The sequence below is a fragment of the Candidatus Dojkabacteria bacterium genome (assembly GCA_016927995.1).
GTDB lineage: Bacteria > Patescibacteriota > Dojkabacteria > JAFGLO01 > JAFGLO01 > JAFGLO01.
Genome location: JAFGLO010000014.1, coordinates 1 through 24162, shown reverse-complemented (window position 1 = coordinate 24162; position 24162 = coordinate 1). Strand labels below are relative to the sequence as shown.

Below are 24162 nucleotides of genomic sequence, written 5' to 3'. Positions count from 1 at the left end.
ATATGGAATTTTTCATTTTAATATTCCTTGCAATCTTGTTGAATTTATCAGTTATTCTTTTGTTTTGGGAAAAGTCTTTTTTCTATGGAGCGATTGTGTTCTTCTTTCTGGGAATGTTTTATTCATTTATTGCGATTAAGTTAAAGAGTTACCTTGGCTCAAGTTATATTTTTTTGTGTGCGTATAGAGAACTCTTTATGCTGTTGTGCTTGGTAAAGTGGGGGCTAGATATTATTATCCGTAAACACCTGTCTATTACAGGAATGATCTTGCTTGCATTATTTATCTATGGTAGCGGTTTGGGATATCTTGTATCAGGGTCTGTATATAATGTTATTACGGGAGCCAGAGATTTTTTCTTTCCAATCTTTGTGTTCTTCTTTTTTAAGGAAAACAAAAAAATAATAAGTTCCCCGTGGCTTTTTGTGGTTATTTTTACGGCCTTTGTAGTACATGTTTTATGCGCAGCATACTTTTCACTGACTTTTAATGGAACTGTTCAGAACATATGGTTTTTTGACCTTCTAGGGCGTGGAGACGAGGTTCGTTTGATCGATGCAACCAACTTCATTAAAAACGGAAGATTGAGGTCGTTTGGTTTATTTATAACTCCGTTAGAATATAGTGTGTCGGTGTTGTTACCGTTGTTTGGCTCAGCTTATTTAATACTGTTCCATCAGAAACCGAAGACCAAGTTTGCGGGAACTATACTAGGCGTGCTTTTCCTGTTCGGCCTCTGGATTGGTGCAACCAGAACGCCATGGGTTGCTATACCACTTGTTGTTTTAATGATGTTGGTCGTTCGCTACTTACGTAAGTTTAAGGCAAGTATGGTACTCGGTGGCCTAATCTTATTATTCACATTGACTTTATTATATGTCAACTCGGGTGTTCAATTTTTAAACGATGCCTCTTCCAAAGGGCGGTTTAATCAGTATTCTGGATTTATAGTGGATATGAAGAACTCTGTTCTAGGCTACGGATTAGGCAATGTTAGTGCGAAGGCGAATATTGGTTATGATTCTACGGTTCTGGATTTTGCCGCAATATTTGGTCTGTTTGCCATAATTCCGATATCCGTATATCTTGGTGTGTTTAGAACACTGTTGGGCAAATATGATTATTTTAGAAAAATATCGGATCGTGGTAGAAAGATTCTATACTTTACTGTCGTTGCTTTTTTCGTTGCTATCTTATATTCTGCTTTGTTCCAAGCTGTTGCTAGTTACGCAACAATTCCGATTATGATGTTCCTGGCGGCAGAGTTGATAAAATATTCTGAGAATAGTAGACATGATCAACTTGTTTTAAATTATGCTTAAAAGACATGCAATTAAGGAAAATGTTCTATAAAGTGATTTCAAGGATTTACCGGATGATTCGAGGAGAAGAGTTCAAAATTGACTCAAATATTCCGGTAGCCTACCTTTGTGGACAGATTATTGTAAAGAGCTGGTCGTTGCTGAATGGTCTTTTAATTACCCAAAGGCCTAACTTTATTTCTACATCGGCACGAATTTTGTGTAAATCGAAGATTCGCTGGTCCGTGGGTGCCAATATTCAAGAGGGAGCAAGAATAGATGCTTTGTCTCGCGAGGGCGTTGTTATTGGTAGAAATTTTTCCTTAGGGAAAAATAGCTTCATAGAGTGTTCTGGAACCCTGAGACATGTGGGTGTTGGATTAAAGATTGAGGACAATGTTGGGGTAGGGTCTAATTCTTTCTTGGGATGTGCAGGGGGTGTACAAATAGGTGAAAATACAATTATTGGTAATTTTGTCTCTTTCCATTCTGAGAATCACATTTATAAAGATAAGAGTAAGAGTATCCGAAATCAAGGTGTAAGTAATAAGGGAATTGTTGTTGGAAAGGATTGTTGGATTGGTGCTAAGGTTACATTTTTGGACGGGTGTGTATTGGGAGATGGCTCCGTTGTTGCGGCTGGAGCTGTACTAAAGGGCGAGGAATATCCTGCCAATTCTTTAATTGCGGGTGTTCCCGCGGTGGTAAAGAAAATTAATCTTAGGTCGTGAAAAATGAAAGTTAGATGTTCTTATATTTTTGTTAATTGGGCAAGCAGCAAAATGATATGGAAGAGCGTTGCAAGCTTAGTCAAATATGTCGATATTTCAAGTGATGAATTGATAATAGTTGACAATTTTTCTGACCAAGAAGAGGTCAATCATTTAAAAAATTTAAACTTTGAAACATTCCCATTTAATAAAATAAAGATTGTATATAATCCAGAAAATAGTGGGTTTGGAAGGGGGTGTAATTTAGGGTTCCAAAATTCCCATGGAGCATACGTTGTGTTGGTTAATCCAGACACAGAATTCTCTGGGGACGTGATTCCTGAATTGATAAACCACATGGATCAAAAGTGTGGAATGATTAGTCCTGCAATCGTTGATAAAAATGGCAGTAAAGTGCTTTCTCCGGCAGTTGATCCAAATCCATTTAATTTATTACTGTTTGGACCAGGGGTAGACCGTATTTTGTCAAGAATAAACTGTAAGGGAAGGTGGTCGATCTTTGTTGATCTGGATAGTCAAAGTTATCCAGATTGGGTTATTGGTGCGTTTATGATGTTGCCACGTGACGTTTTTGCTGAAGTTGATGGGTTTGATGAAAGTTTCTTTATGTACTACGAGGAAGCAGACCTATGTAGACGCATTAGAGCACTTGGGTATAGAATATTGTATTATCCAGAGGTCTCAGTAATGCACATAGGTGGTGGTTCGTGTACAAAGATCCCCATTTTATCAATAAACAGACGTGTTAACTCCGAGTTGCTTTATTTAAAAAAATGGTATGGATTATTAGTCGCCAGAATTACACTATTGATAGGTGCTTTTGTTGCTAGTCTGAAAGGTATAACAAAGTTGGCTTTAGGTTCTTTCTCCAAGAAATTATCCGTAGAAGGTAAGAGTGATTTATATTTTGCCTTATTTCGGATTAAAGTATTTTGTTCATCATTTACTACATCTAAGATTAGATCAAGGACTACCGTATGAAGGTTTTGATGCAATCTCGACAAAATCTGTTTTCCGATCCAGGTGGAGATACTGTTCAAGTTAATAAAACAATGGAATCACTAGAAAAGTTGGGCGTAACGGTTGACTGCTCAGTGGAATTGACCCCAGACATATCTAATTATGATATTGTTCATGTTTTTAATATAACGAGACCACATGAGGCATATTTGCAGGTTAATAACGCAAAAAAGTACGGGAAAAAGGTTGTCTTGTCAACGATATATGTTGATTATTGGGAATATGAGCGGTATGTAAGAGGTGGTTTTTTGGGACTACTTGCCAAGTGTACCAATAGATATTTCGTCGAAAAAACTAAAGTTCTTTTAAAGTGTATTAAGCATTTCGAAGTTCATGATGGATTTTGGCAAGTTCTCAAAAAACCATATTTAAAGGTTGTTCAGCAGATAGTTTCTTTGTCAGATCTTTTGCTTCCTAATTCAGAATCTGAGATGGATCGGTTAATTAATAATTTTGTTCTTGATCGTCGCAAATTGGTGTACAGAGTTGTACCCAATGCCGTGGATATAGATTTTTTTTCTAGAGACAAGGTTATTCACGTTCCTAAAGATTTACTACCATTCAAAGGCTGTGTTATGTGTGCTGGACGAATAGAAGGAAGAAAGAACCAGTTAAAGATGGTAGAAGCACTTGCAGATACCAAATATAATGTAGTCTTAGCTGGTCAACCCTCTCCTAACAGTAAAAGCTATTTCAAGGAGATTGAGAAGATTGCAGCTTCCAATGTTTTCACGTTAGGACAACAGGACAAAGAGAGGCTTAGGGCATTGTATTCAATCGCCAAAGTACATATCTTGCCTAGCTGGATGGAGACAACAGGGCTTACCTCCTTAGAGGCAGGGGTGATGGGCTGCAACATTGTCGTTACAGAGAAGGGAGATACGAGAGAATATTTCGGGGATAAAGCCTTTTATTGTGATCCCGCAAGCACAAGCTCTATACGGGATTCGGTTGCAAAGGCATTTAGCGCACCTAGAAATGCCAAATTAGTTGAGCATATAAAGAATAACTACAATTGGGGTAAGGCAGCGGAGGTTACTCTTTCAGCTTACGAATCGATTCTATGAAAATCCTTTTTCTTGGAACAAAAGGGATACCTAACTCACATGGGGGATATGAACGGTTTGTGGAGAAGCTGGCGCCATATCTTGCCGCTAATGGAATTAATACTTTTGTTACCTGTCCTCATTACCAAGAGTACAAAGAAAGCACATTTGAAAGTGTTTGTCTAAAGTTTGTTTTTGATCCAGAAAAAAAACTTGGAGCTCTAGGTAATTTAATATATGATTTTCTGTCCATCATTTATGCAATATCAAATCGCTTTGATATTATCTACATGTGCGCATACACAAGTGCAATATTGCTTTGGATTATAAGACTGTTTTCCTCAAAATCAATTCTTGTTACCAATATGGATGGATTGGAGTGGAAGCGAAGTAAATGGAGTAAACCGGTTCAAAAATATCTTAAATTTTGTGAAAAACTTGCGGTTAAATCATCTCACCACTGTATCGCGGATGGAACTGGAATTGAATCATATCTTAGCAAAGAGTTTCCAGAAGCCGCATCTAAACTTGAAGTAATTGAATATGGTACAGAGTATCCGGTAACAGTTTTCGACGAGTCGATTTTGGAAGAACTTAAGCTTGTGAGGGGGAAGTACTGTGTAGTGGTTGCCCGCATAGAACCTGAAAATAACCTAGAAATGATAATTGAAGGCTATCTTAAGTCTAGTTTAAACGGTGTATATCCAATGGTCATTGTAGGACCCATGAAAACCCCTCATGCAGAATATTTAAATGAAAAGTACGGTGGAGAATCAAGTATAAGGTTTGTTGGAGGTATCTATGATGAAACAAAGCTTTTCACAATCCGCAAGTACGCAGCAGTGAATTTGCATGGACATAGTGTAGGCGGTACTAATCCTTCTTTGCTAGAGGCTTTAAGTGTAGGAACTTTAGTAGTAGTTCATGACAATATTTTTAATAGGGGAGTTGTAGGGGAACAGGGAACTTACTTTAGAAGTGCAGGGGATTTAGCCAAAATCTTTTCATTCGTGAAGGAACAGCGATTTGATAATTCAAATTATTACGTGAAGCAAATAGAGGAGCTTTTTACCTGGGAAATTATCGATAAAAAATATTTATTGTGGTTTAAATCCATTTCAAAACATAATGCTAATGAAGCCTAAAACCGTTTCAATGGAATTTAACGAGCTTTATACAAAGTCAAAAAAAAGATTCAAATGGGCCGCAATTAGCAGTATTGTCAAGGGAGGAGTAGGTTTTGCCACTATCTCGATGCTTACGCTTGTACTTGGACCCGAGCAAATGGGATTAGTAGGCATACTTGCAGTTGTTTATGGATTGTCCGAGACACTAGTTGAGTTTGGGATAGCACAATCCATTATCAGTAGAAAAAAAACAACAGACAATGAATTATCAAGTATATTCTGGATTAACCAAGCAATAGGGATTGCTGTCTTTTTAGGAGTTTTTTTGTTTAGTGGAATAATTGCTTCCTTCTATAAAGAACCGGAGCTTTCTACATATATTAAAGTTCTTTCGTTCATTTTTATAATTGAGCCACTGGATTTAATATTTGAGGCTGTTTTACAGAAAGACATCAACTTTCCTGTGATTGAGAAAATAGGTATGGTTAAGAGTATTTTCATTTTTGTTGTTACAGTAATTTGTCTTTTATCAGGTTTAGGGATTCATAGCTATCTATTTGGCGTTTTGTTTGGTGCCGTTGTCGATGCCTCTTTGTTTACTATATATTTCGTTAAGAATAAATTGTGGTTACCCAGATTTCATTTTCGGTTTGAAGAGGTAAAGGCTCATTATTCGTTTGGTTTTTTTGTGACGGCAAGAACATTCTTAAATTATATAGGATTTCATTTTGACGAAATAATAATTGGAAAGCTTTTGGGAATTCAGGCATTGGGTGTCTACTATTTTGCCAAAAATTTAATAGGAAAGATTGTTACGTTTTTAAATTCGGGCTTCAGTAAAGTAACTTTTCCTTTGTTTTCTAAGGTGAAACCCAGTACCCAGAAGTTTGCAGAAATTTATCTTAGACTAACTCACTTTGTTGCAGCAGTGGCAGTAATTTTCCCTGTCGGTTTGTTATTGACTCCAACGCTTGTTCCTCTTATCTGGGGGGATGGGTGGAGTGAGGCTGTTTTTCCTGTGCAGATATTTTGTTTGATAGGAATGCTACAGCTTATGTCAAACGGGTTTACGGCTCCAACCTTGTTTGTATATGAAAAAACTCAAACGGTATTTAACATAGAAATTGTTATTACATTACTAAGGTTAGGGATTTTGTCAATTGCCGCTTTGTTTTCTATTAATGTTGTTGTTATAGTATTACTCATGTCAGTTCTGACTAAGCATATTTTATTACAACGTGCCGTGAGTAAGGTTATCAAAATTACCTTCTTACAGTATTTTCAAGCGATAAAAATACCATTAACAAATATTTTAATTAGTATGCTTATATACTCGTGTTTTTACCTGGTGTTGGGATATTTAGGGACAGATATTGATCAATTAATCGCCATAGTAGTATTCATCTTGACGTATTTATATTTGTTTTTTGTGTATGACAAAAAAAATATAAAATTTATGGAAGAGATTTTAAAAAAATGAATAACATATCGTGGGTGGTACAAGATGGACTCTGTACAGGATGTGGGGTCTGTGAGGGCATATGTCCCCAGAATGCCATAAAAATTTCAATAGACAAATATGGAATATGCACACCAACCGTTGATATAAGAAAGTGTGCCTTGTGTGGGCTTTGTGAAAAAGTGTGCCCGGGTCTAGGATTTGACTATAAGGCATTGTCGCAAACAATTCACGGACGTATGCCGGGTAATATGGCAACAGGAAGAGTTATTAATGCATATGCTGGATACGTTAACGATTCAAAAATTCTTAATGTAGCTCAAAGTGGAGGATTTGTTTCGGCTTCACTAATATATGGTCTTGAGAATAATCTGTTTGACGGTGTTGTTGTTACCAAATGGAGTGAAACGTCACCGTTTACACCGGTTGTGTATATTGCTAGGAACCGTGAGGAAGTTTTACAAGCAGTTGGGTCTAAGTATCATCCCGTTCCTGTGGCAAGTATAGTTAGAGAAATAAAAAATATGAAATCCGGTCGGTTTGCATTTGTTGGAACTCCATGCCAGATACAGGGGATGAGAAAAGCTGAACAAGTATTCCCTAAGTTGGCTAAGAGAATTTCCTTGTATATTGGACTTCATTGCTTAGGGGTGTTTAATTATCATTATCAAGATCAGATATTATCAAAGATCAATAAAAAACGTTCGGAGATAAAATCCTTTCAATTTAGGTCAAAGAAATTTCGAGGCTGGCCTTGCGACATGTTGTTAGAAACAAACTCAGGTGAAGAGATTAATCTTTTGGCGTCTTATAGCAAATTAAACGCAAGAAGCTTTTTTACTAATTGGAGATGTCAGTTATGTTTTGATAAACTAAATGAGTTTTCAGACGTATCTTGTGGTGACTGTAGAATTGCATCTGCATATTGTAGATCTGATATAAGGGATGTTTATTATAAAAGTATGGGGAAGTCAGATATAATTACTAAAACCCCGAGGGGTGATAAATTCGTTAATCTGCTTTCGGATTCAAAAATTCTAACTTTAAAAAAGATGGAACTGAAAGACATCGCAAAATCAACGAAAGTTGCGGAAAAAAAGTTGGGAATAAGCTATGCTGGTGACTTTGCTCGGTTAATCGGAAGGAAAGCTCCAGATTATGGAGTTAAATTTGAGATTGATGATGTGGTGTCCAATAAAGTTCTAGTGGTGCTACAAAAGAATTACACCATTTTTTCATATGCACATTATTGGTTGTGTTATCGTCTAATAAAGCATTCTTGGTTTAGATTGATTCTTAAGTTATTACCGCACGGCGCACTTAAATTAGTTGCAGAGATTAGAGAAAGGTTAACAATTCCAAGAATTTATGGTTCTTCAGATAAGCTGAAAATAGTTGAAATATGTTAACGCCAAACGTTGTCATTGTTGGTGGAAACTTGTTGAATAAAGGCGCTCAGGCAATGGCATTCACGGTTGTTGACCAAATAAAAGCTATATCCCCCAAGGCTAGGATATACCTTTTTTCTGAACAAGACTATAAAGTTAAAAGTTCTTCAAAGTTCAAATACAAGTTTGAGATTATACCGTGGTCAAAAAATATTCAACTAGGTTTACTTTTTCCGATTTTGAAAGGGGAGAAAAGTACAAGGATAACTGAGATATTAAAAACTACAAAAGCAATCATTGATATAAGTGGATATGCACTATCCTCTGTTTTTTTTTCAAGTCATTGGAAAAATTTTACTCACTCCCTACGTTACTTAAGCTCTATAATTATTGCCCAGAAATATAATATTCCGTATTTCATTTTTCCACAGTCAATAGGACCGCTGGATTATATCTTTCCTTACTCGTTGATAATAAACCCTTTACTTAAGAAGTATCTTAGATATCCGACCAAAATATATGTTAGGGAGAGATCCGGACTGCAAGCACTCAGCAATTTCACAGGACAAAACGTGATTTTAACGAATGATTTAGTTTTAGGGAACGGAGAATATTCTCTTGAAAATATATTTAAGGTTCCTCCACCTTTTCGTAGATATAGGATTGTTAAAGATTCAGTTGGAATTGTTCCAAATCAGAAAATTTATAATCGATTAAAGGAGCGCACCTTCTTAGATTTGTATGGATCCATTATTCAAACATGTTTAAGTGAAGGAAAAACTGTTTATATTCTAAGACACTCTGTTGAGGATTTACGTATATGTAACATAATAAAGCGAATGTTTGAAACAAAAGATAACGTAAGTTTGATTGGAGAGGATTTAACCTGCATAGAGTTAGAACAAATCATATCCATGTTTAACTTTCTTGTAGCTTCGCGTTATCACTCGGTTATTCATGCCTTCAAAAGGGGTGTACCTGTTGTATGTATAGGATGGGCAGACAAATATAACGAACTGATGATGCATTTTTCACAAGAAAGATATTTTACGGATGTTACCGATCTTGATCAACATAAAATAATTAATCAAGTGAGATTAATGCTAAATTCATATAAAACAGAAGGGAAAGTTATCTCTGAACGATATAATTCTCTGGAATACTTAGATTTATTTAAAGAGGTGGACCTTTGACGGGATGTATAACAAAGTAGCATTCAAAAACAAAGCTAAGTGCGACTTTATTTCCGTAATTATTCCGGTTTACAAGGATCCCGCTGGAATAAAGGATACACTTGAATCCCTTAAAACCCAGACTTTAAAGCCCTCAGAATATGAGGTGATTGTCGCAAACGATGGTGCAGATTCTGAGACTGAAAAAGTTTGCGAAGAGTATAAGGTTAAAACAGTAAGTCAGTTTTCAAATAAGGGCTCGTATAGTGCGAGGGACCTAGGTCTACAGGTGTCAAGCGGAGAATATATCGCGTTTGTCAATGCAAATGTGAAGGTTTCTAAAGACTGGCTTGAAAAGGGTATAAAAAATCTAAAGAAATACGATTATATGGGTGGTAGTGTTGTGTTTGACAAGTCAAAGGTAACTAAATTGGTCCATTGGTATCAGTACTTTACGGAATTTGATAATAAAACATATCTAGCGAGACGACACTTTTGTCCTACAGTAAATTTGTTTGTAAAAAGAGTCATAATTGAGGATTTAGGGGCATTTGACAGAAGACTTTTCTCAAGTGGTGATTTAGAGTTTGGTAACAGAGTATGGATGTCAAAAAAATATAGTCAACACTTCGATGAAACACTTATGGTAATGCATCCGTTAAGGGAATCTATGGACCAAAAAATGATAAGAGTCAGGTGTGGAAGGAGGACGCTTGTATCCATTTGGGACGACAGGTTTAGATTTTTAAAACCCCGACTGGTTTTGTATCTTGCGAGAATTGTTTTGTTGCCTTACAAACGAATTTTTAAAGAAAAGCTAGGAGTTGGTCTAACATTACAAGTGATAGCTTTTTCTTACTGGATGAGAAGTTTAGAATTGCTATACATTATTAGAATATTTATGTTTAATGAACAATTTAGCATAGGTGGTCAAAACAATGGTTAAGTCATCTTTGAACCCATGAAACTTGCCATAATTACAGACAAACTCGCAGAACTAGGAGGAGCCGAAACCGTTCTCGAAGCACTACTTGAAACCCTTCCCCAAGCCGACCTATACGCAATGATGTACAACCCGCAGTATTACCAAAACTCCATAATCAGCAAGCGGCTTAAAGCCACAAGCTTTATTCAAAAGCTGCCGTTTGCCAAAACCCACTACCGAAACTACTTTATGCTTTATCCAACAGCAGTTGAACAGTTTGACCTTAGCAAATACGACGTAATAATCTCGTGGGGATACTTTGTTTCACATGGAGTGATCACACGTGCCGACCAGGTTCACATTGCGTACTCATGCACACCCATGCGACAGGCGTGGTCGGGCTACTTCGACTATATAAACAGTCCATTCATGGGCGGACTCTTGGGCTTTATTAAAAAACCTTTAACTAGTCTATTTTTGCATTACCTGCGACTTTGGGATTATGCAGCAGCACAGCGTCCGGACCATTACATTGCAATTTCAAAAGAGGCTAGGGCAAGAATATCCAAGTATTATGGCAGAGATGCCGATGTAATATTTCCACATGCAGAGGTAGATGCGTTTTCAAAATACCTTGCCAATCACCCCAAAACAGTCAAAAAAGACTATTATTTTACGATATCGAGACATATTCCGTATAAGCGGATTGACCTTATGATAGAAGCCTTTAAGAAGCTTCCGGACAAACATTTAAAAATAGCAGGAGACGGCCCCGAAAGAGCCAATTTGGAACGTTTAGCGGACAAAGCACCAAATATAGAGTTTTTAGGATATGTTAGTTCTGAGGATAAACTACGGCTTCACGCAGAGGCAAAGGCATTCTTGTTTTGTGCACATGAAGATTTTGGAATAGTAGCGGTTGAGGCGCAAGCTGCAGGCACCCCAGTTATTGCTTTTGGCAAGGGTGGGGTAAAAGATACGGTAGTGGATGGTAAGACAGGCGTATTTTTCAACGAACAAACACCGGAATCACTTATTGCTGCAATTAATCAATTTGAAAAATTGTCGATGGAAGGACATTTTAAGCAACAGGACCTTTTGGAAAGTGCCGGGCGTTTTGGTAAAGAGAGGTTTAAAAAAGAAATTTTAGAACATGTAACATCGAAATTATGCGATCGGTAGTCCAGTTTGTACGGTCAGTCAACGAGATTATAAAGTCGACGGACGAAAACAGAGAAGTCGTCTGAGTCCCTAGAGGGGGTCTTTTGAAAACCCTTGTGTTTGGGGACGAGTTAGTGTACAAAAATGTACACTAATTTGTAACGGAATCAGGGGGTGTCAAAAACATATCGGCTCCTCCTTTCACCCAATTCAGTTTTTACAATAAAAGAGATTAGTGATTTGCTAGCCATTTCCGACCTTAACACATTAAAAGTAAGAATTTATCGCATGCTTAAGCATAATCAGCTATTCCCAATAAGACGGGGACTTTACGGAGTAACAGGAAAACCCATTAGAAAGTTCGAGCTTGCAGTAAAAATATGTCCAGATTCATATTCCTACATATCCTTCGATACCGCTTGTTATAAACATCAACTCATTTATGATTGGAGTGGGGTTATTACGGTTGCATCAAGCCGTTCTTTTAATTTTGTCTATCAGAATATTCTTTATAAGGGGATAAAACTTAGACCCGACTTGCTTTCATATAGAACAGGCATCATTACGGTAAAATCGGGCTCACACTCGCTCTATAATATTGCTTCGCCCGAGCGGGCGGTGGTAGATACCTTGTACCGTTATGGAGATGTCGAGTTTGATGATCTTTTTACCTTAAATTTTTACAGATGTAATAACATCGCGGGAGGGTTTGGTAAAAAAAGGCTTTTAGTTCGGTTGAATAAACTTGAGGAAAGTGTTAAAAGACTCCTAATCAACCGGAACGATTAATTTGAAGGTATTCCAACATGAAAATAATTGTATTTGCGGGCGGTGGCGGTAAGCGATTTTGGCCACTTAGTCGCGAAAAGCTTCCAAAGCAATTTGTTCCAGTATGGGAAGGGAAATCAACACTTCAATTAACAGTAGAAGCAATCCAACCCGTTTACGGCTGGAACAGTCTTTTTGTTGCTACAGCCGAAAAATACGTACCACTTGTCCAAACACAAATTCCCGAAGTTCCCTATGCTCATATATTTACAGAACCAGCCAGGCGTGATGCTGCCGCTGCTGTGGGTTTAAATTTAATTAGGCTTCGTAAGCTAGGGATTAAAGAGCCGGTAGCAATTCTTTGGGGGGACTGTATTGTTAGGGATACTAAAAATCTTCAAGAAAAGCTTCAGATCGCCGAAAACGTAATCTTGAAATCCGAGGCTAAGATTGTTTTTATTGGAGAGACTCCACTTTTTGCTAATGAGCAGATAGGATGGATAAATGTTGACGGTGTAACTAAATCTAAAGATAAACATCTTTTTAAGGAATTTATATATAGACCTAACAAAGAAGAATGCGAGAAAAATTATAAAACCGGTAAGTGGTTATGGAATACAGGGTATTTTATATCAACCGTCGAGTATTTGCTTAGCATATATGAGAAAAAATGTCCGGAAATTTACCAAAAGCTTGCTAAAATTGAAGCAGCCTTAGATACCGATAAAGAGGCTAGTGTCATTGCATCCGTATACCCGACAATTCCGGAAATGCATTTTGATCATGCAGTTCCATATAATGTTTCTTCTAAAGATGCCTTAGTTATCAAAACCGACATGGGTTGGTGTGATCCCGGTACATTGTATGCACTTAAGCAGCTTCATGCACCAAACGACAAAAACTATAAAACCGGCGAGGTTATTGATTTCAATTGTGTTGATTCAATGCTTATAAATCACGATAAACATAAGCTAGTTGTAGGTATAGGCTTAAATGGAACGGTAGTTGTTAATACAAAGGATGTCTTATTGGCTATTAATAAAGACCATATAGGTGATATAAAGGAAGTACTTGAGAAGATTCCCACAAAATTTAAATAAGCTTACTTAAAATATCGTGAATCAGCAGCTTTTAGATTCTGTTTTTCATGCATATGATATTCGAGGAAAGGTTCCGGAAGAACTAGATGAAGCTTTTTTTGAGATATTAGGAAAGACATTTGTTGAGTATTTGAATGCAAAAAACATTGTGGTCGGTTACGACATAAGACCCGAAAGTAAGGGTTTTCACGATGCCTTTGCAAAAGGAGCAATATCGGCGGGCTGTAATGTTACAAGTATAGGCGAAATAGGCACTGAACTTCTTTACTTTGCGGTAGGATCCAACCCAAAATTTGACGGAGGGGTAGTTGTTACTGCATCACATAATCCAGCCGGTTGGAACGGCTGTAAGCTTGTAGGTAAGGACGTTAGTTTTGTGGAAATTTCTAAAATAAAGAACTTAATGAGCTCGAATTTGATAAATGATTCTGAAAATACAAACGGAACTTATTCTGAACTTGATATTTTTCCTGCCTATAAATCCAAGGTGCTATCGTTTTTAGGGGACGTAAAAATTAAACCGATGAAAGTCATAGTTGATGCAGGCAACGGAATTGGGGGAAAATTGTTTGATTACATATTTAGCGACTTACCGCTTTCCGTTACCAGGATGTATTTTGAACCCGATGGCACTTTTCCAAATCATGTAGCCGATCCAATGAAAGAGGAAAATGTTTCCGAGCTTAAAAAGAGAGTAAAAGTCGAAAATTTTGACTTAGGAATTGCGTTTGATGCCGATGCTGATAGGGTGTTTTTTATAGATTCAAAGGGACGAAATCCAACAGGTGAGTATACGGGCGTAGTTTTGGCAAAGGAGCTCTTAAAAAAGGAGCCTGAAGATTCAGTAATAGTTCATGATCCTAGAATTGTTTGGCCAATTATTAACGAACTTAAAAAAGTTAAAGCTAAGGCGGCTGTGTGCAAGCCTGGTCATATATTTTTTAAACAGAAAATGAGAGAGCTAAATGCAGTTTTTGGAATGGAGATGAGTTCACACTTCTTTTATAGAGATTTTTATTATGCAGATAGTGGAATGATAACAACGGTAATATTTTTAAAACTCTTATCAGGTGGGTTTGATTTTACAAAAGAGATGGATTATTACTACGAAAATTACCCCAACTCCGGTGAAGTTAATTACACTGTTTCTAATGTGGCCGATGTGTTAGCGCAAGTAAAATTGGCTTACCCTGAAGGTAAACTTGATACCACCGATGGAATAGGCGTCTCCTTTGGCGACTGGAGGTTTTCCCTGCGTGCATCTAATACGCAGCCACTTATCAGGTTAAATGTTGAAGCAACGTCAGTTCCCTTAGTTATAGAGAATTTCAAAGAAATAGAGCACATTATCGACGGTAAGCGGGACAATATTCCTGTGCGAACCGAACTTAGATAGCTAAGAAAACAAACGTGTGTTCAACACAAATCTTTTACCAAGATGTAACTTAAGTTTACCCAAAGTTATGGAATACTCGACCAGTGAATTATTTTTTATCCAATTGCCGTCTGAATCAACACAACCTATTTCGTTCGAGTCTTTGGCTTGGTGAATCTGTTTTATAATGGAGAAGGGTCCAAACCTTTTGATTTCAGACAACCTTACCGTTAGCATGTAGCCTTGTGTTATCGAAGTGATTGCTTCTTTGTTAAGGTGAACCGATAAAAGACCTATTGGTGATTTTAAGTCGATTAGTGAACTCGTTTTAAATAATAAATCAACTGTTTTGGAATTGCTGTGTTCAAAAAAATCAAATTTGTTAGCTAAGAATTTGTCTTTTCCGTATCGTTTGTTCCTTGCTGACTTAAAGAATTGCTGCATTATTCCGAAGGATCTTCTAATGTATGCATAAGGTTTGGCAATCCACTGGATTGGCAGGTTTTCACTTTTATTTATAAGGAATTGATCAAGGTCATCCCAAATTTCTTTACCTATCGTATAAACACCCAGAACAGAGACTAATGCCTCGACAGAGATTAAAAGAGATGTATCAATTAGAGCAAAAATCATCACGATTAAGCCACCTAGAGTTAGTCCGAATAGATTTTTTTCTGTACGTGGATCCTTTAAGTATGAAGTTTGTTTGTGGCTTCCAATGTCTTTTACGTACTCTTCGTATGGATAGAGTGAAAATGAGTTAGCATCTAGTATTCTGCTATACGGATAAAAGCTTATAAGGATTGCAGTTTGACTGCCTTGAACGGGAAAATGTTTGGTATCAAAGGTTATATCAAGAATATTGGGATATTTTTTATTTGTGCTCAAAGTGATTACCATATTAGCTATTAGTATACATCTTTACAGGACAAAGTGCGATACGCCCCAATGTTGTGGTTTATTGGCGCATTAAGTGTAATTGTAACACCCATCGCGCGGCACATCAATCATAACACCGGGAGGGTAGGGGTGTAGTATAATGTGGACGGTCGCGTTGCGCGCCGTTCGGTACTTGTTTACGGTTGGCTGTTTTACCCTGTTGACAATTCCGAACCCCGTGTGCTATACTTAATCACAATCTACTATAAGGTTCTTTGATAAAGGTGTTTATAAGGTGATCTGTTCCCAAGGTTTGGTCGGGGTTCCCCCTCGTTACTGAGCCTTAGGATCAGATCACCTGTTTCTAGTAGGTTTACTGGCACTTTCCTTAAACGGAATCTGCCTCGTAGATTTTTTAAGAAAGATATACGAGGCCGGGGTCGGTTGGGGCAGTGCCGATCCCCCTTTTTCTTGACTTATTTTCAAATGTCAACTATATTAAAGACGTATATTTCACGTAAATATCCTGCTGATTCATATTTTTATGCAAAACTCTTTGGTGACTTAATTTAATTCAAGTGTTGTTTTTTATGGAAATTAAAGAGCTATTAAATCTTTCACTTCCCGATCTTCGTGACAAATCAAAAGCCGAAGGAATCAAGGGAGTATCCGAGCTTGCAAGGCAAAGTCTTATTAGTGAACTTCTAAGAATTTATACTCAAAAAGACGGTGAAATCTCTGTAACCGGAGTTCTGGAGGTCATGAATGACATGACCCATGGGGTTCTGCGTACTGAAGGACTTTTGCCCGGTAGTAATGACGTTTACATATCAGGTACCCAAATTCGAAAATTTAACCTTCGAACGGGTGATGAAATCAAAGGTCCGGCAAGGCTTCCAAACGAAGGTGAAAGATACTTAAGTCTTTTAAAGGTTGAAACCGTAAACGGTAGGGAGCCTAATAAAAGTGTTATTAGAACAGCGTTTGAAAAGCTCACCCCGGTTTTCCCCGATAAGCAAATGAAACTTGAGACCACAAAAGACGTCTTATCAACCCGTGTAATTGATCTTTTGGCTCCAATAGGTTTTGGACAACGAGCAATGGTTGTTTCGCCTCCTAAAGCCGGTAAAACGTGGCTTCTAAAGGATATTGCTGCCGGAATTGAAAAAAATTATCCTAATGTTCTTTTAATGGCACTTTTAGTTGGTGAAAGGCCTGAAGAGGTAACCGATATGCAACGAAGTATTAAAGGACAGGTTTATGCCGCAAACTTTGACGAAAAGCCTGACCTTCACACCAAAATATCAGAAATGGTACTTGATAGAGCTAAGCGACTTGCTGAAATGGGTGAAGATGTAGTAATTCTTATGGATAGTGTAACACGACTTGCTCGTGCATATAACATTGTAATGCCAACATCAGGTAAAACACTCTCAGGTGGATTTGATCCTGCCGCCCTTTATCCGCCAAAGCGATTTTTTGGTGCTGCACGTAACTTTGAAGATGGTGGAAGTCTAACAATTGTTGCCACCGCACTTGTTGATACAGGCAGTCGAATGGATGATCTCATCTACGAAGAATTCAAAGGAACAGGCAATATGGAACTTCACTTGGATAGAAAACTTGCAAATATGCGTATTTATCCTGCAATCGATGTTGTTGCATCGGGCACTCGAAACGAGGAACTCTTGCTTAAAGGTGAGTTACTTAATCAATCTTGGAGAGTTCGTAGAATGCTTGAAGCGCTAGAAAAGGGTGATGAGGAGCCTGCTCGAGTACTTGTAGAGCAACTTGCAAGAACCAAGAATAATGAAGAGTTTCTGGCAAAAATTGCCGACGGTAGTATGTAAAGCTATTTACCTAAAAGAATTTTCTGATCATTATTAAATGTTTCTATTGCTTTTAGTATTTCAGCTGTGTTAAGTTCGGAAAATAGTTTATTGCTTACGTAAACCGATGCATTTTCTGCTTTGCAGGAAAAGTGTCCCTGTAGGCTTGTTACCCCGCCATTTGTAATTACAAGGTCAATAGGTGGTAATTCATGAGTCCATAAAAAGGAATCTAGAGTATTTTCGTCAACAGAAGGAATTTTAGACTGAATTATGGCATTTACGGCTTCGGTAATCTCATTTTTCCCTGAATAGTCAATTGCTAGGGTAAATGTAAGTTTTTTATTGTTGCGGGTGTTTTTTTCAACCTTTGCTATAAGTGCAGAAAGCTCGGTCGGAAGACGATTTCTACGTCCGATAACTTTTAGTCTAATGCCAAACGTATTAAAGAATGGTTGCATAAATTCAATCCACCTGTGCGTAAGATGTAGCTGGCTTCTAATTTGATCTGTCTTTAGTTTCCAAACCGATGAGTGCATCTCTAATATTGTCAAATACTTGATTTTTAGCTTTTGAGACAACTCGATAATGGTTTCAAAACTTCTTTGGGTACGTCGCAACCATGGAGTGAGGGGTTTATAAAGCTCTTTTCCCCACATAATCATCTCGATTGGAAGGATTGCAACATGAGTTGGGATTTTTTTGTACTTAACCGGCTCGATAATTTGGGTTTTATGTGTAGGGGAAGGGGATATAACTGTTGGATTCCATGTCGGGTGATCTATCGTCCTAAAGTCGTTATAAATTTTATAAGGGTCTATCCATGAAACATTAACTTCATTAAGATCAAACTCTGCTGTTTGCCTGTTTAATGTATCAAGAAATTCGGAAAGAACTGTTTTTGTACCTTCTGCGTGGATCTTGCAACTGTTATCCTGTTTAAATTGTGCAAATCCGACAATATTAAGCTTTTTTGCCTTATCCGAAACAGTTTTCAGAAAGCGCTTTTTGTTAATGTGTCCACTTAAGACTACCGTTATTGCGTGGAAATCGCTCAATTTCATGTCTAATAAACTTAGACTTAACGATTTTACCAGATAAATCTACCTGGTAGGTTATTAGTGGCGGTGAACATACAACCAATAGTCTCATAGGGTTATTTGGGATAGTGCGCTTGTTACAAGACCAACCAGCCAAAGCAACAATACAATATACCATTGGGAAAAGCTTGTATTATGTAGAAAATACTTGTAAGCAAAGAGAATTACTGTATTAATCATAAAGACGGTTAACGCTCTGTTACCTAACTTTTGGAGCAGGTCCAAAATCTTTTGAACCCACTTGTGTTTTATACTTTCAAAGATTGAAATTGCAAAAAGAATACCGTAGGTAAAGATTAATCCGTACATTAAAAATTGGATTGACGGTGGAAATCTGCTAAATTGACCTACTAATTGTGAAATGAAATAAAAGATAATTGTCAAAATTAAACCCATTGACGAGAAAACAGACTTGTCGCTGTTTTTTGTACTTAGCGCATAATTTATTCCTAAAAGATATATTGACGAATAGAAAAGAACTGGGAAGTAGTGCAAGGTTTTGTATCCTACAAAAAGGCTTATAATCGACGATTCGGTGAGTAGTTGAACAGTAATTGACCCAAGAATATAAAGTGCGAACGAAAAGAGCCCGAGAATAAATGGATTTTTTGATATAACCGTGGTTAATCTTGGAATGATAAGTGTGATTATTAGAATTAATGGGAAGGCTATGAAGAATTCGGTAAAAGGAACTATCTTAGAAAAAGTAAGAATTTGCCAGAATATACCTGCAGTTAAGGATCTGTGCTCTGTATATCGCCCTAAAAATGCAAGAACGTAATAGATTAAAAGCCATAAACCCGCACGTTTTAAAAGCTTGTTTCGTTTCTCTTTGGTGGGGTTTTTCAGGAAAGAGTAGTAAATTGCAGCACCAAAGCAAAAAAGAAACAGCGTAAATGAGATATTCCCACCAATATCACTGAACCACAAAAGGATATTGTTTGAAAAGTCGTGGAAAAACACTACCGAATGGGTATATGTCATGGTGATAATTGCAACGGCCCTTAATATGTCGATTGTTTTATCGCGAGTGGTGGAGGTAGTTTTCTTTGCCATTTAAAATTATACCGTAAACACCTTAAAACTGTAAATGCTGGTTAGTAAAAGGCTGTTCCCTGCCACACCCTTAATATACTACTACCGCGGTATTGTTATAAACCGCCCAAAGTCTGGTAAATGTGGCAATGTCGTAAATACGACCTGCACCACGCCATGGATCGTTTGTAATCATGTGGGTAGGGTTTTCAGCCGGACCGATAAATCCAATTACAACTTCGGAGTGGGTTCCGTTAAGTCCGGTAATTGTTTGTCCGCCTGGTGTTACCCAGGTTTTCCAGTAAAAGGTACTCCAGTCGTTGTGCCACCAAATGATTGCCAGATCACCATTTTGAATCATTTGTGTAAGACCCTGAACTGTCCAGCCCTGCTTTATTTCAGCAGGTCGATACTGGGATACAAGATCATATGCCGGTTCCCAGAATATGCCAAAAAACTCGATCCAGTCTTCATGTGGATTTCCTCCCGTTCCTTCGGATTCGTTTAGCCATTGGCCAATTCCAAAAGCATTTTTAACCCCTTGTTCTCCAAGATATACGCCGTAGTATCCAAGTACCATGTTAGTAGCTTGCACATTACAGGTAAATGATTCCGTTTGCTTATACCAGGGTACTCCGGTAATTACGGTTCTATCTGATGCGGTTGTAAATCTAATGGAATATGGCGTAGAAAGATCAAGTCCATAAATTGATTTTACTCCTGCCGAAACTGTGGCCGTGTAGGTTGTGCTGTAGGCAAAATTGGCTCCGGTGGTATAGTTCATGGTATTTCCATTCCACGAAAAGGTTCCTGCAATATATGGAGAAATTGTAAAGTGCTGCTGGGCAGAGGCCTGATCAACTTCCTGATTAAATACAATACTTATTATTCTGTTATCTACTTTTACCCCAGTCGAATTTGCTACCGGAGTTGTTTGCAATATTCTGATTTCACCGACTGTTGAGAAAGATAGAACAATTTCGTTGTCACGTACACCACCGTCTAGGTTATGGAATCCGGGTGCAATTCGGATTGTATAAGTGGTGCCGTAGGGTAAGGGTGCATTAGGCATAAAGGTAAGGGTATTTTCTTCCCAGGATATCGAACCGTCAATGGTTGGTTCAATGGTAAATCGTTCCTCAACTTCTTTTCTGTTTACGTCACCGTCAAACTGAATTTTAATTGGGCTATCAACTCTGGAACTCTCACCCTTCGGGGAATAATCAAGTAGGCCCGGTGCCGGAACTGTTTTAAATTGTAGTACTGTCTCTTCGTTGGTTTCAAGTGTTTCCACGACTTCACCGGTTTCAATGTTGTAACGATAAATTGTTTTGTATAGAGTGATTGTGTACTCTGTACCTTGGTCAAATGGTCGAGTCGGAGTTACAACAAGCCTTCCTTCTGACGTGGTTGTTGTAAATTCAAATGCAGGATTTGTGATAATTTCCCATGCAGTGATTTTTTCGTTGGAATTGTTTATATTAAAAATGATCGAATCCTCTATGCGGACTTTGTCGAATCCGTTTTCGGGACTTGTAGAGGTAACTGTGGGCATATAAGCAGCATAAAAATCTCTTGCATATTCATGATTTTCCTGTTTTGTTAAGCGCGAGATTCCGGTTATATATATTACGACTCTTGTTTCGGGAGCAATCGTTTCCTTAGGATAGAATTTTATTCTTCGAACTAAGTTTAGAAATGGAATATTTGGGAAACACTGTACGTATTCCCAGCGTCCTTCAACATTTGGGGATATGTTTTCTTTTAATTCTTCTACTTTGACCGGAACGTTAAATACTATCTCTACAGGGGTTTCTTGATCCATCCAATGTTCCTCAAGTTCAGGAATAGAGTATGCAATTTCAGGTTTCGTAAAGAACATGTAATATATATTTCCAATAATTGCACTAAAGAGAACAACGTCAAAAAAGAAGAACAGAAAATTCGCCCAAAATCTTGGATTTTTCGTAAAAAAGACCTTAATGAAACGGCCGATTTTTCTGAAAAATAATCGGACTTTGTTATCGGTAACGGCGATAAGCTGCTCGGATAATTGTTCGGGAATATGTGGTTTTGTACTGTCCAGTGATTGTTTTGATTTTTTCTTGTTGATTAATATTTTTATAATGTTTACAGTCAGAAACAGGGGGATTAGTACAACTGTTACCCAAAAAAGAGTCTCAAACAAATTTTCATTTAAATAGGCTGTCGCTTGTGTCATCTTACTTATCTCAATAGGTTATAATTATTGTGGGATTTGATCCCAGACCTCCCCAAGTTGAGATACAGTAACATAAACAACCGGACCGTTGTCATCGGTATACTTGTATTGCGAAATGTACTGTAGCACCTGGGTTATCTTAGGAAACTCCTGAGTATACCATTGAGGGTGACTCAGGTACAGTACCATTCTTCGTTCACTTAAAGGTGCATGATTTACCCAATTTTGTTCGAATCGCTCTTTCATCGAGTTTACTGGAAATGACCATGAATCTCCTCCATTATTTGCGACTTCCCAAATTGTTAGCTTTTGGCTATATTCGTCGGAGTTTGGATCGATAAGCGATGGGTGGTACGGAACTGTTGTAACCGGAAGTCTCCAGTATCCGCTTAGGTCGTTTGATCCAATTGAATATTCAGTTCTTCCCGAGGAATCAATTTTTATTCCCGAGTTCTGAACGGCTTTTAGGGTCGAAGCATCGGCATACCAGCCTCCGGCTCTGTAACTAACCGGCTTTCCTAAACCGTAGGCTTCGTATTGACCAATAGACCAGTTTAATATCTGCATGTATTCATCGTAGGTATAGGCTGAGCTTGGAACGTCGTAACCATCTTCATTATTTGCCCATTTGGGTTCTTTTCTTACATTTACGCCAGTTGCCTGTACTAAGTCGTAATACATGTGTAGATGCAATGCAATTTCATCACCGTTATTATCACGACGACCCTTAATCCAGTCTACCATCCAATCTTTCATGCCGGCATAACTGGAATTTATAAGGATTCTTGGGTTAAAAAAGTGTGTTATTGGAATTCCATAGGTTGAGCTTATTGATTCCATTTGGGTAAACCCGGCTTGAATAAAGCTTTGACTTGCCGGTTGTGCTTCCCAGTCGGTTGTCCAAAGTACATAAAGTGGGTAGGACACGTGAAAAGTTTGAGGTTTACTTTGCAGGTACAAACATTTTGATGTTACAACTGCTCTTATTGTATATGTTCCTTTGGGAAAAATCTTGGTATTAACTACACCATGGTAGTTTAAATCACCTGTGTTATCCATTATTGCTGTGGTGCCGTTTTCTTCGACTACATACTGGATTTTAATGTCGCTACTTGCTATCGAGGAATCAATTGATGCATAGACATCCATTTTTTGATCTTCGTCGGAAAATTCTTCTCCCACTAAATTCCAGAGTCGTTCTATTGAAACATTAACCTGGGTCGAGTTTGTAAAGCTTGTGTATTCGGTACAGGAAGGATCGTCGGTTGGGAACGGGATTGCAACGTTTTCCTCCACTGTTGTTACTCCCGGACCGGTTGGTAATGGGTCATTCTTTCCGTCGGTCGGATCGGGTCGCAGTTGAAAATACCCAATTATTAATATTGCAAGTGAAAGAAAAATTGGTATCCACTTGCTTTTAGAGTTCTTATTTTGTCTGTATAGCGCATCATTTCTTATATACATTTGCATTTTACGGCAGGAACAAAACTTATATTCTGTGTTTTATATCTAGTAAATAGTACACGTTTTTCGAAGATATGTTAATTATATCAAATATACGGACTGTAGGCTACTAAAGTAACAACTTATTTATCTTAACTTCTTTATATAAACTTTTGTTTGGATAGTTTACAACGAATCTTTTATCCTATACAATTAATAATTATGTCAAAAGTTTGGGATCAACACAAAAAGGTATTGCTGCCGCTGATGGGTGCCGTTGTCGTTATTTTGCTTATGGCTCTTACAGGATTTGGTACCGGATTTGATTTTGGAATTTTTGATAGCGATGGTTCCACAAAAAGGAAGACTTACAAGGAATATCCCAAAACTGTAATTACTTCAGGGTTTGACTATTCTGCAGTAGTTAATGTAAAAAATGTTGGTAGTTTTACAATTGATCTTTTTGAAGAGGAAGTCCCTAAGGGTGTTAATAGTTTTGTTTTTCTTGCGGAAGAAAAGTTCTTTGACGGATTAACAATTCACTATATTAATGGTGGAACGCTTTTTCAAACAGGTGATCCAAAGGGTGACGGATCGGGTGGCCCGGGATATACTTTTGTCGACGAAATCAAATCTAGTGTTGCGGTAAAGGCTTACTCTGTTGTTTATGCCAACGAAGGAACGGCAAACTCAAATGGAAGTCAATTTTTTGTTGTATGTTCAGGCGTTTCTTCCCGAAAACTTTCCGAATGGAATGGTGAATTTACCGTGTTTGGTGAAGTTACCGAGGGAACTAAAATAGTCGATTCTGTTTGCGGAAAGGAAACCAACTCCGACGGTTCGCCCAAGACTGCCATAAAAATTCAAACGGTTACTATTAAAAAAGTAAGCTACTAATATAACTTTAACTGCCTAAATAATGAGTCCAGATACAGGCTCTAATGGCTCGCAACCCGACCCGGAAGCCGCCCAAGTTGAACAGCCAGCTGCTGTAGAGCAATCGGGAAATAACGCAAAATTAGTTGAGGCTGCAAAATATCAACCGACAAGGATTCCAGTAAATGCAAAAGAAGTTCTTGAAC

20 protein-coding genes are annotated in these 24162 nt (G+C 37.8%); 15 read left to right on the top strand and 5 right to left on the bottom strand.

Annotated elements, in window-relative coordinates:
• The first annotated feature begins 2 nt into the window (after positions 1 to 2).
• From JW962_03405 to JW962_03345, 13 genes are all read left to right on the top strand, one after another.
• Positions 3 to 1322, top strand: coding sequence for a hypothetical protein (locus tag JW962_03405; GenBank protein ID MBN1374349.1), 1320 nt, complete (start codon positions 3 to 5; stop codon positions 1320 to 1322).
• 5 nt (positions 1323 to 1327) lie between these two features.
• Entirely contained in the window at positions 1328 to 2032 is a 705-nt protein-coding gene (locus JW962_03400; protein MBN1374348.1) for an acyltransferase, read from the top strand.
• 3 nt (positions 2033 to 2035) lie between these two features.
• Complete coding sequence (locus tag JW962_03395; protein ID MBN1374347.1) at positions 2036 to 3013, top strand: glycosyltransferase family 2 protein; 978 nt, start codon at positions 2036 to 2038, stop codon at positions 3011 to 3013.
• Positions 3010 to 4119, top strand: coding sequence for a glycosyltransferase family 4 protein (locus JW962_03390; protein MBN1374346.1), 1110 nt, complete (start codon positions 3010 to 3012; stop codon positions 4117 to 4119). Before JW962_03395 ends, JW962_03390 begins: the two co-directional genes overlap by 4 nt.
• Positions 4116 to 5243 (top strand): DUF1972 domain-containing protein, encoded by a 1128-nt coding sequence (locus JW962_03385; protein ID MBN1374345.1) that lies wholly within the window; start codon positions 4116 to 4118, stop codon positions 5241 to 5243. Before JW962_03390 ends, JW962_03385 begins: the two co-directional genes overlap by 4 nt.
• Complete coding sequence (locus JW962_03380; GenBank protein MBN1374344.1) at positions 5233 to 6705, top strand: oligosaccharide flippase family protein; 1473 nt, start codon at positions 5233 to 5235, stop codon at positions 6703 to 6705. The genes JW962_03385 and JW962_03380 overlap by 11 nt, the downstream gene beginning before the upstream one ends.
• Positions 6702 to 8093: a Coenzyme F420 hydrogenase/dehydrogenase, beta subunit C-terminal domain gene (locus JW962_03375; protein ID MBN1374343.1), complete on the top strand. Its 1392-nt coding sequence runs from the start codon at positions 6702 to 6704 to the stop codon at positions 8091 to 8093. Before JW962_03380 ends, JW962_03375 begins: the two co-directional genes overlap by 4 nt.
• Positions 8087 to 9265, top strand: a complete 1179-nt coding sequence (locus tag JW962_03370) for a polysaccharide pyruvyl transferase family protein (protein MBN1374342.1) — start codon at positions 8087 to 8089, stop codon at positions 9263 to 9265. The genes JW962_03375 and JW962_03370 overlap by 7 nt, the downstream gene beginning before the upstream one ends.
• Before the next feature lie 4 nt (positions 9266 to 9269).
• A complete protein-coding gene (locus tag JW962_03365) occupies positions 9270 to 10190 on the top strand; it encodes a glycosyltransferase family 2 protein (protein ID MBN1374341.1) in 921 nt (306 codons plus the stop codon).
• A 15-nt stretch (positions 10191 to 10205) separates the two neighbouring features.
• On the top strand, positions 10206 to 11351 hold the full coding sequence (locus JW962_03360) for a glycosyltransferase (protein ID MBN1374340.1): 1146 nt from the start codon (positions 10206 to 10208) through the stop codon (positions 11349 to 11351).
• Between the two features lie 267 nt (positions 11352 to 11618).
• On the top strand, positions 11619 to 12119 hold the full coding sequence (locus JW962_03355; protein ID MBN1374339.1) for a hypothetical protein: 501 nt from the start codon (positions 11619 to 11621) through the stop codon (positions 12117 to 12119).
• A gap of 17 nt (positions 12120 to 12136) precedes the next feature.
• The gene (locus JW962_03350; GenBank protein ID MBN1374338.1) at positions 12137 to 13198 is read left to right on the top strand and encodes a hypothetical protein; all 1062 of its coding nucleotides are present in this window, start codon (positions 12137 to 12139) and stop codon (positions 13196 to 13198) included.
• A gap of 16 nt (positions 13199 to 13214) precedes the next feature.
• Entirely contained in the window at positions 13215 to 14594 is a 1380-nt protein-coding gene (locus JW962_03345) for a phosphomannomutase/phosphoglucomutase (GenBank protein MBN1374337.1), read from the top strand.
• On the opposite strand, the gene JW962_03340 is transcribed toward JW962_03345, so the two are convergent.
• Positions 14595 to 15461: a hypothetical protein gene (locus JW962_03340; GenBank protein ID MBN1374336.1), complete on the bottom strand. Its 867-nt coding sequence runs from the start codon at positions 15459 to 15461 to the stop codon at positions 14595 to 14597.
• Positions 15462 to 16042: 581 nt separating this feature from the next.
• Here JW962_03340 and rho point away from each other — a divergent pair.
• Positions 16043 to 17302, top strand: a complete 1260-nt coding sequence (gene rho / locus JW962_03335; protein MBN1374335.1) for a transcription termination factor Rho — start codon at positions 16043 to 16045, stop codon at positions 17300 to 17302.
• A gap of 2 nt (positions 17303 to 17304) precedes the next feature.
• Here rho and JW962_03330 read toward each other — a convergent pair whose 3' ends face one another.
• From JW962_03330 to JW962_03315, 4 genes are all read right to left on the bottom strand, one after another.
• Complete coding sequence (locus JW962_03330; GenBank protein ID MBN1374334.1) at positions 17305 to 18345, bottom strand: undecaprenyl diphosphate synthase family protein; 1041 nt, start codon at positions 18343 to 18345, stop codon at positions 17305 to 17307.
• An 84-nt stretch (positions 18346 to 18429) separates the two neighbouring features.
• Entirely contained in the window at positions 18430 to 19437 is a 1008-nt protein-coding gene (locus JW962_03325) for a DUF1624 domain-containing protein (protein ID MBN1374333.1), read from the bottom strand.
• Between the two features lie 70 nt (positions 19438 to 19507).
• Positions 19508 to 21637 carry an Ig-like domain-containing protein gene (locus JW962_03320; protein MBN1374332.1) on the bottom strand — a complete coding sequence of 710 codons (2130 nt, stop codon included), beginning with the start codon at positions 21635 to 21637 and terminating at the stop codon, positions 19508 to 19510.
• A 24-nt stretch (positions 21638 to 21661) separates the two neighbouring features.
• Positions 21662 to 23107, bottom strand: a complete 1446-nt coding sequence (locus JW962_03315) for a hypothetical protein (GenBank protein ID MBN1374331.1) — start codon at positions 23105 to 23107, stop codon at positions 21662 to 21664.
• 195 nt (positions 23108 to 23302) lie between these two features.
• Here JW962_03315 and JW962_03310 point away from each other — a divergent pair, with 195 nt between their 5' ends.
• A complete protein-coding gene (locus tag JW962_03310; GenBank protein ID MBN1374330.1) occupies positions 23303 to 23977 on the top strand; it encodes a peptidylprolyl isomerase in 675 nt (224 codons plus the stop codon).
• Positions 23978 to 24162 lie beyond the last annotated feature (185 nt).

Coding starts and splice junctions, on each gene's coding strand:
- JW962_03375 (MBN1374343.1), top strand. CDS start 6,702: ATGAATAACATATCGTGGGTGGTACAAGATGGACTCTGTACAGGATGT.
- JW962_03350 (MBN1374338.1), top strand. CDS start 12,137: ATGAAAATAATTGTATTTGCGGGCGGTGGCGGTAAGCGATTTTGGCCA.
- JW962_03325 (MBN1374333.1), bottom strand. CDS start 19,437: ATGGCAAAGAAAACTACCTCCACCACTCGCGATAAAACAATCGACATA.
- JW962_03370 (MBN1374342.1), top strand. CDS start 8,087: ATGTTAACGCCAAACGTTGTCATTGTTGGTGGAAACTTGTTGAATAAA.
- JW962_03315 (MBN1374331.1), bottom strand. CDS start 23,107: ATGCAAATGTATATAAGAAATGATGCGCTATACAGACAAAATAAGAAC.
- JW962_03320 (MBN1374332.1), bottom strand. CDS start 21,637: ATGACACAAGCGACAGCCTATTTAAATGAAAATTTGTTTGAGACTCTT.
- JW962_03355 (MBN1374339.1), top strand. CDS start 11,619: ATGCTTAAGCATAATCAGCTATTCCCAATAAGACGGGGACTTTACGGA.
- JW962_03405 (MBN1374349.1), top strand. CDS start 3: ATGGAATTTTTCATTTTAATATTCCTTGCAATCTTGTTGAATTTATCA.
- JW962_03310 (MBN1374330.1), top strand. CDS start 23,303: ATGTCAAAAGTTTGGGATCAACACAAAAAGGTATTGCTGCCGCTGATG.
- JW962_03365 (MBN1374341.1), top strand. CDS start 9,270: ATGTATAACAAAGTAGCATTCAAAAACAAAGCTAAGTGCGACTTTATT.
- rho (MBN1374335.1), top strand. CDS start 16,043: ATGGAAATTAAAGAGCTATTAAATCTTTCACTTCCCGATCTTCGTGAC.
- JW962_03360 (MBN1374340.1), top strand. CDS start 10,206: ATGAAACTTGCCATAATTACAGACAAACTCGCAGAACTAGGAGGAGCC.
- JW962_03390 (MBN1374346.1), top strand. CDS start 3,010: ATGAAGGTTTTGATGCAATCTCGACAAAATCTGTTTTCCGATCCAGGT.
- JW962_03380 (MBN1374344.1), top strand. CDS start 5,233: ATGAAGCCTAAAACCGTTTCAATGGAATTTAACGAGCTTTATACAAAG.
- JW962_03330 (MBN1374334.1), bottom strand. CDS start 18,345: ATGAAATTGAGCGATTTCCACGCAATAACGGTAGTCTTAAGTGGACAC.
- JW962_03400 (MBN1374348.1), top strand. CDS start 1,328: ATGCAATTAAGGAAAATGTTCTATAAAGTGATTTCAAGGATTTACCGG.
- JW962_03395 (MBN1374347.1), top strand. CDS start 2,036: ATGAAAGTTAGATGTTCTTATATTTTTGTTAATTGGGCAAGCAGCAAA.
- JW962_03385 (MBN1374345.1), top strand. CDS start 4,116: ATGAAAATCCTTTTTCTTGGAACAAAAGGGATACCTAACTCACATGGG.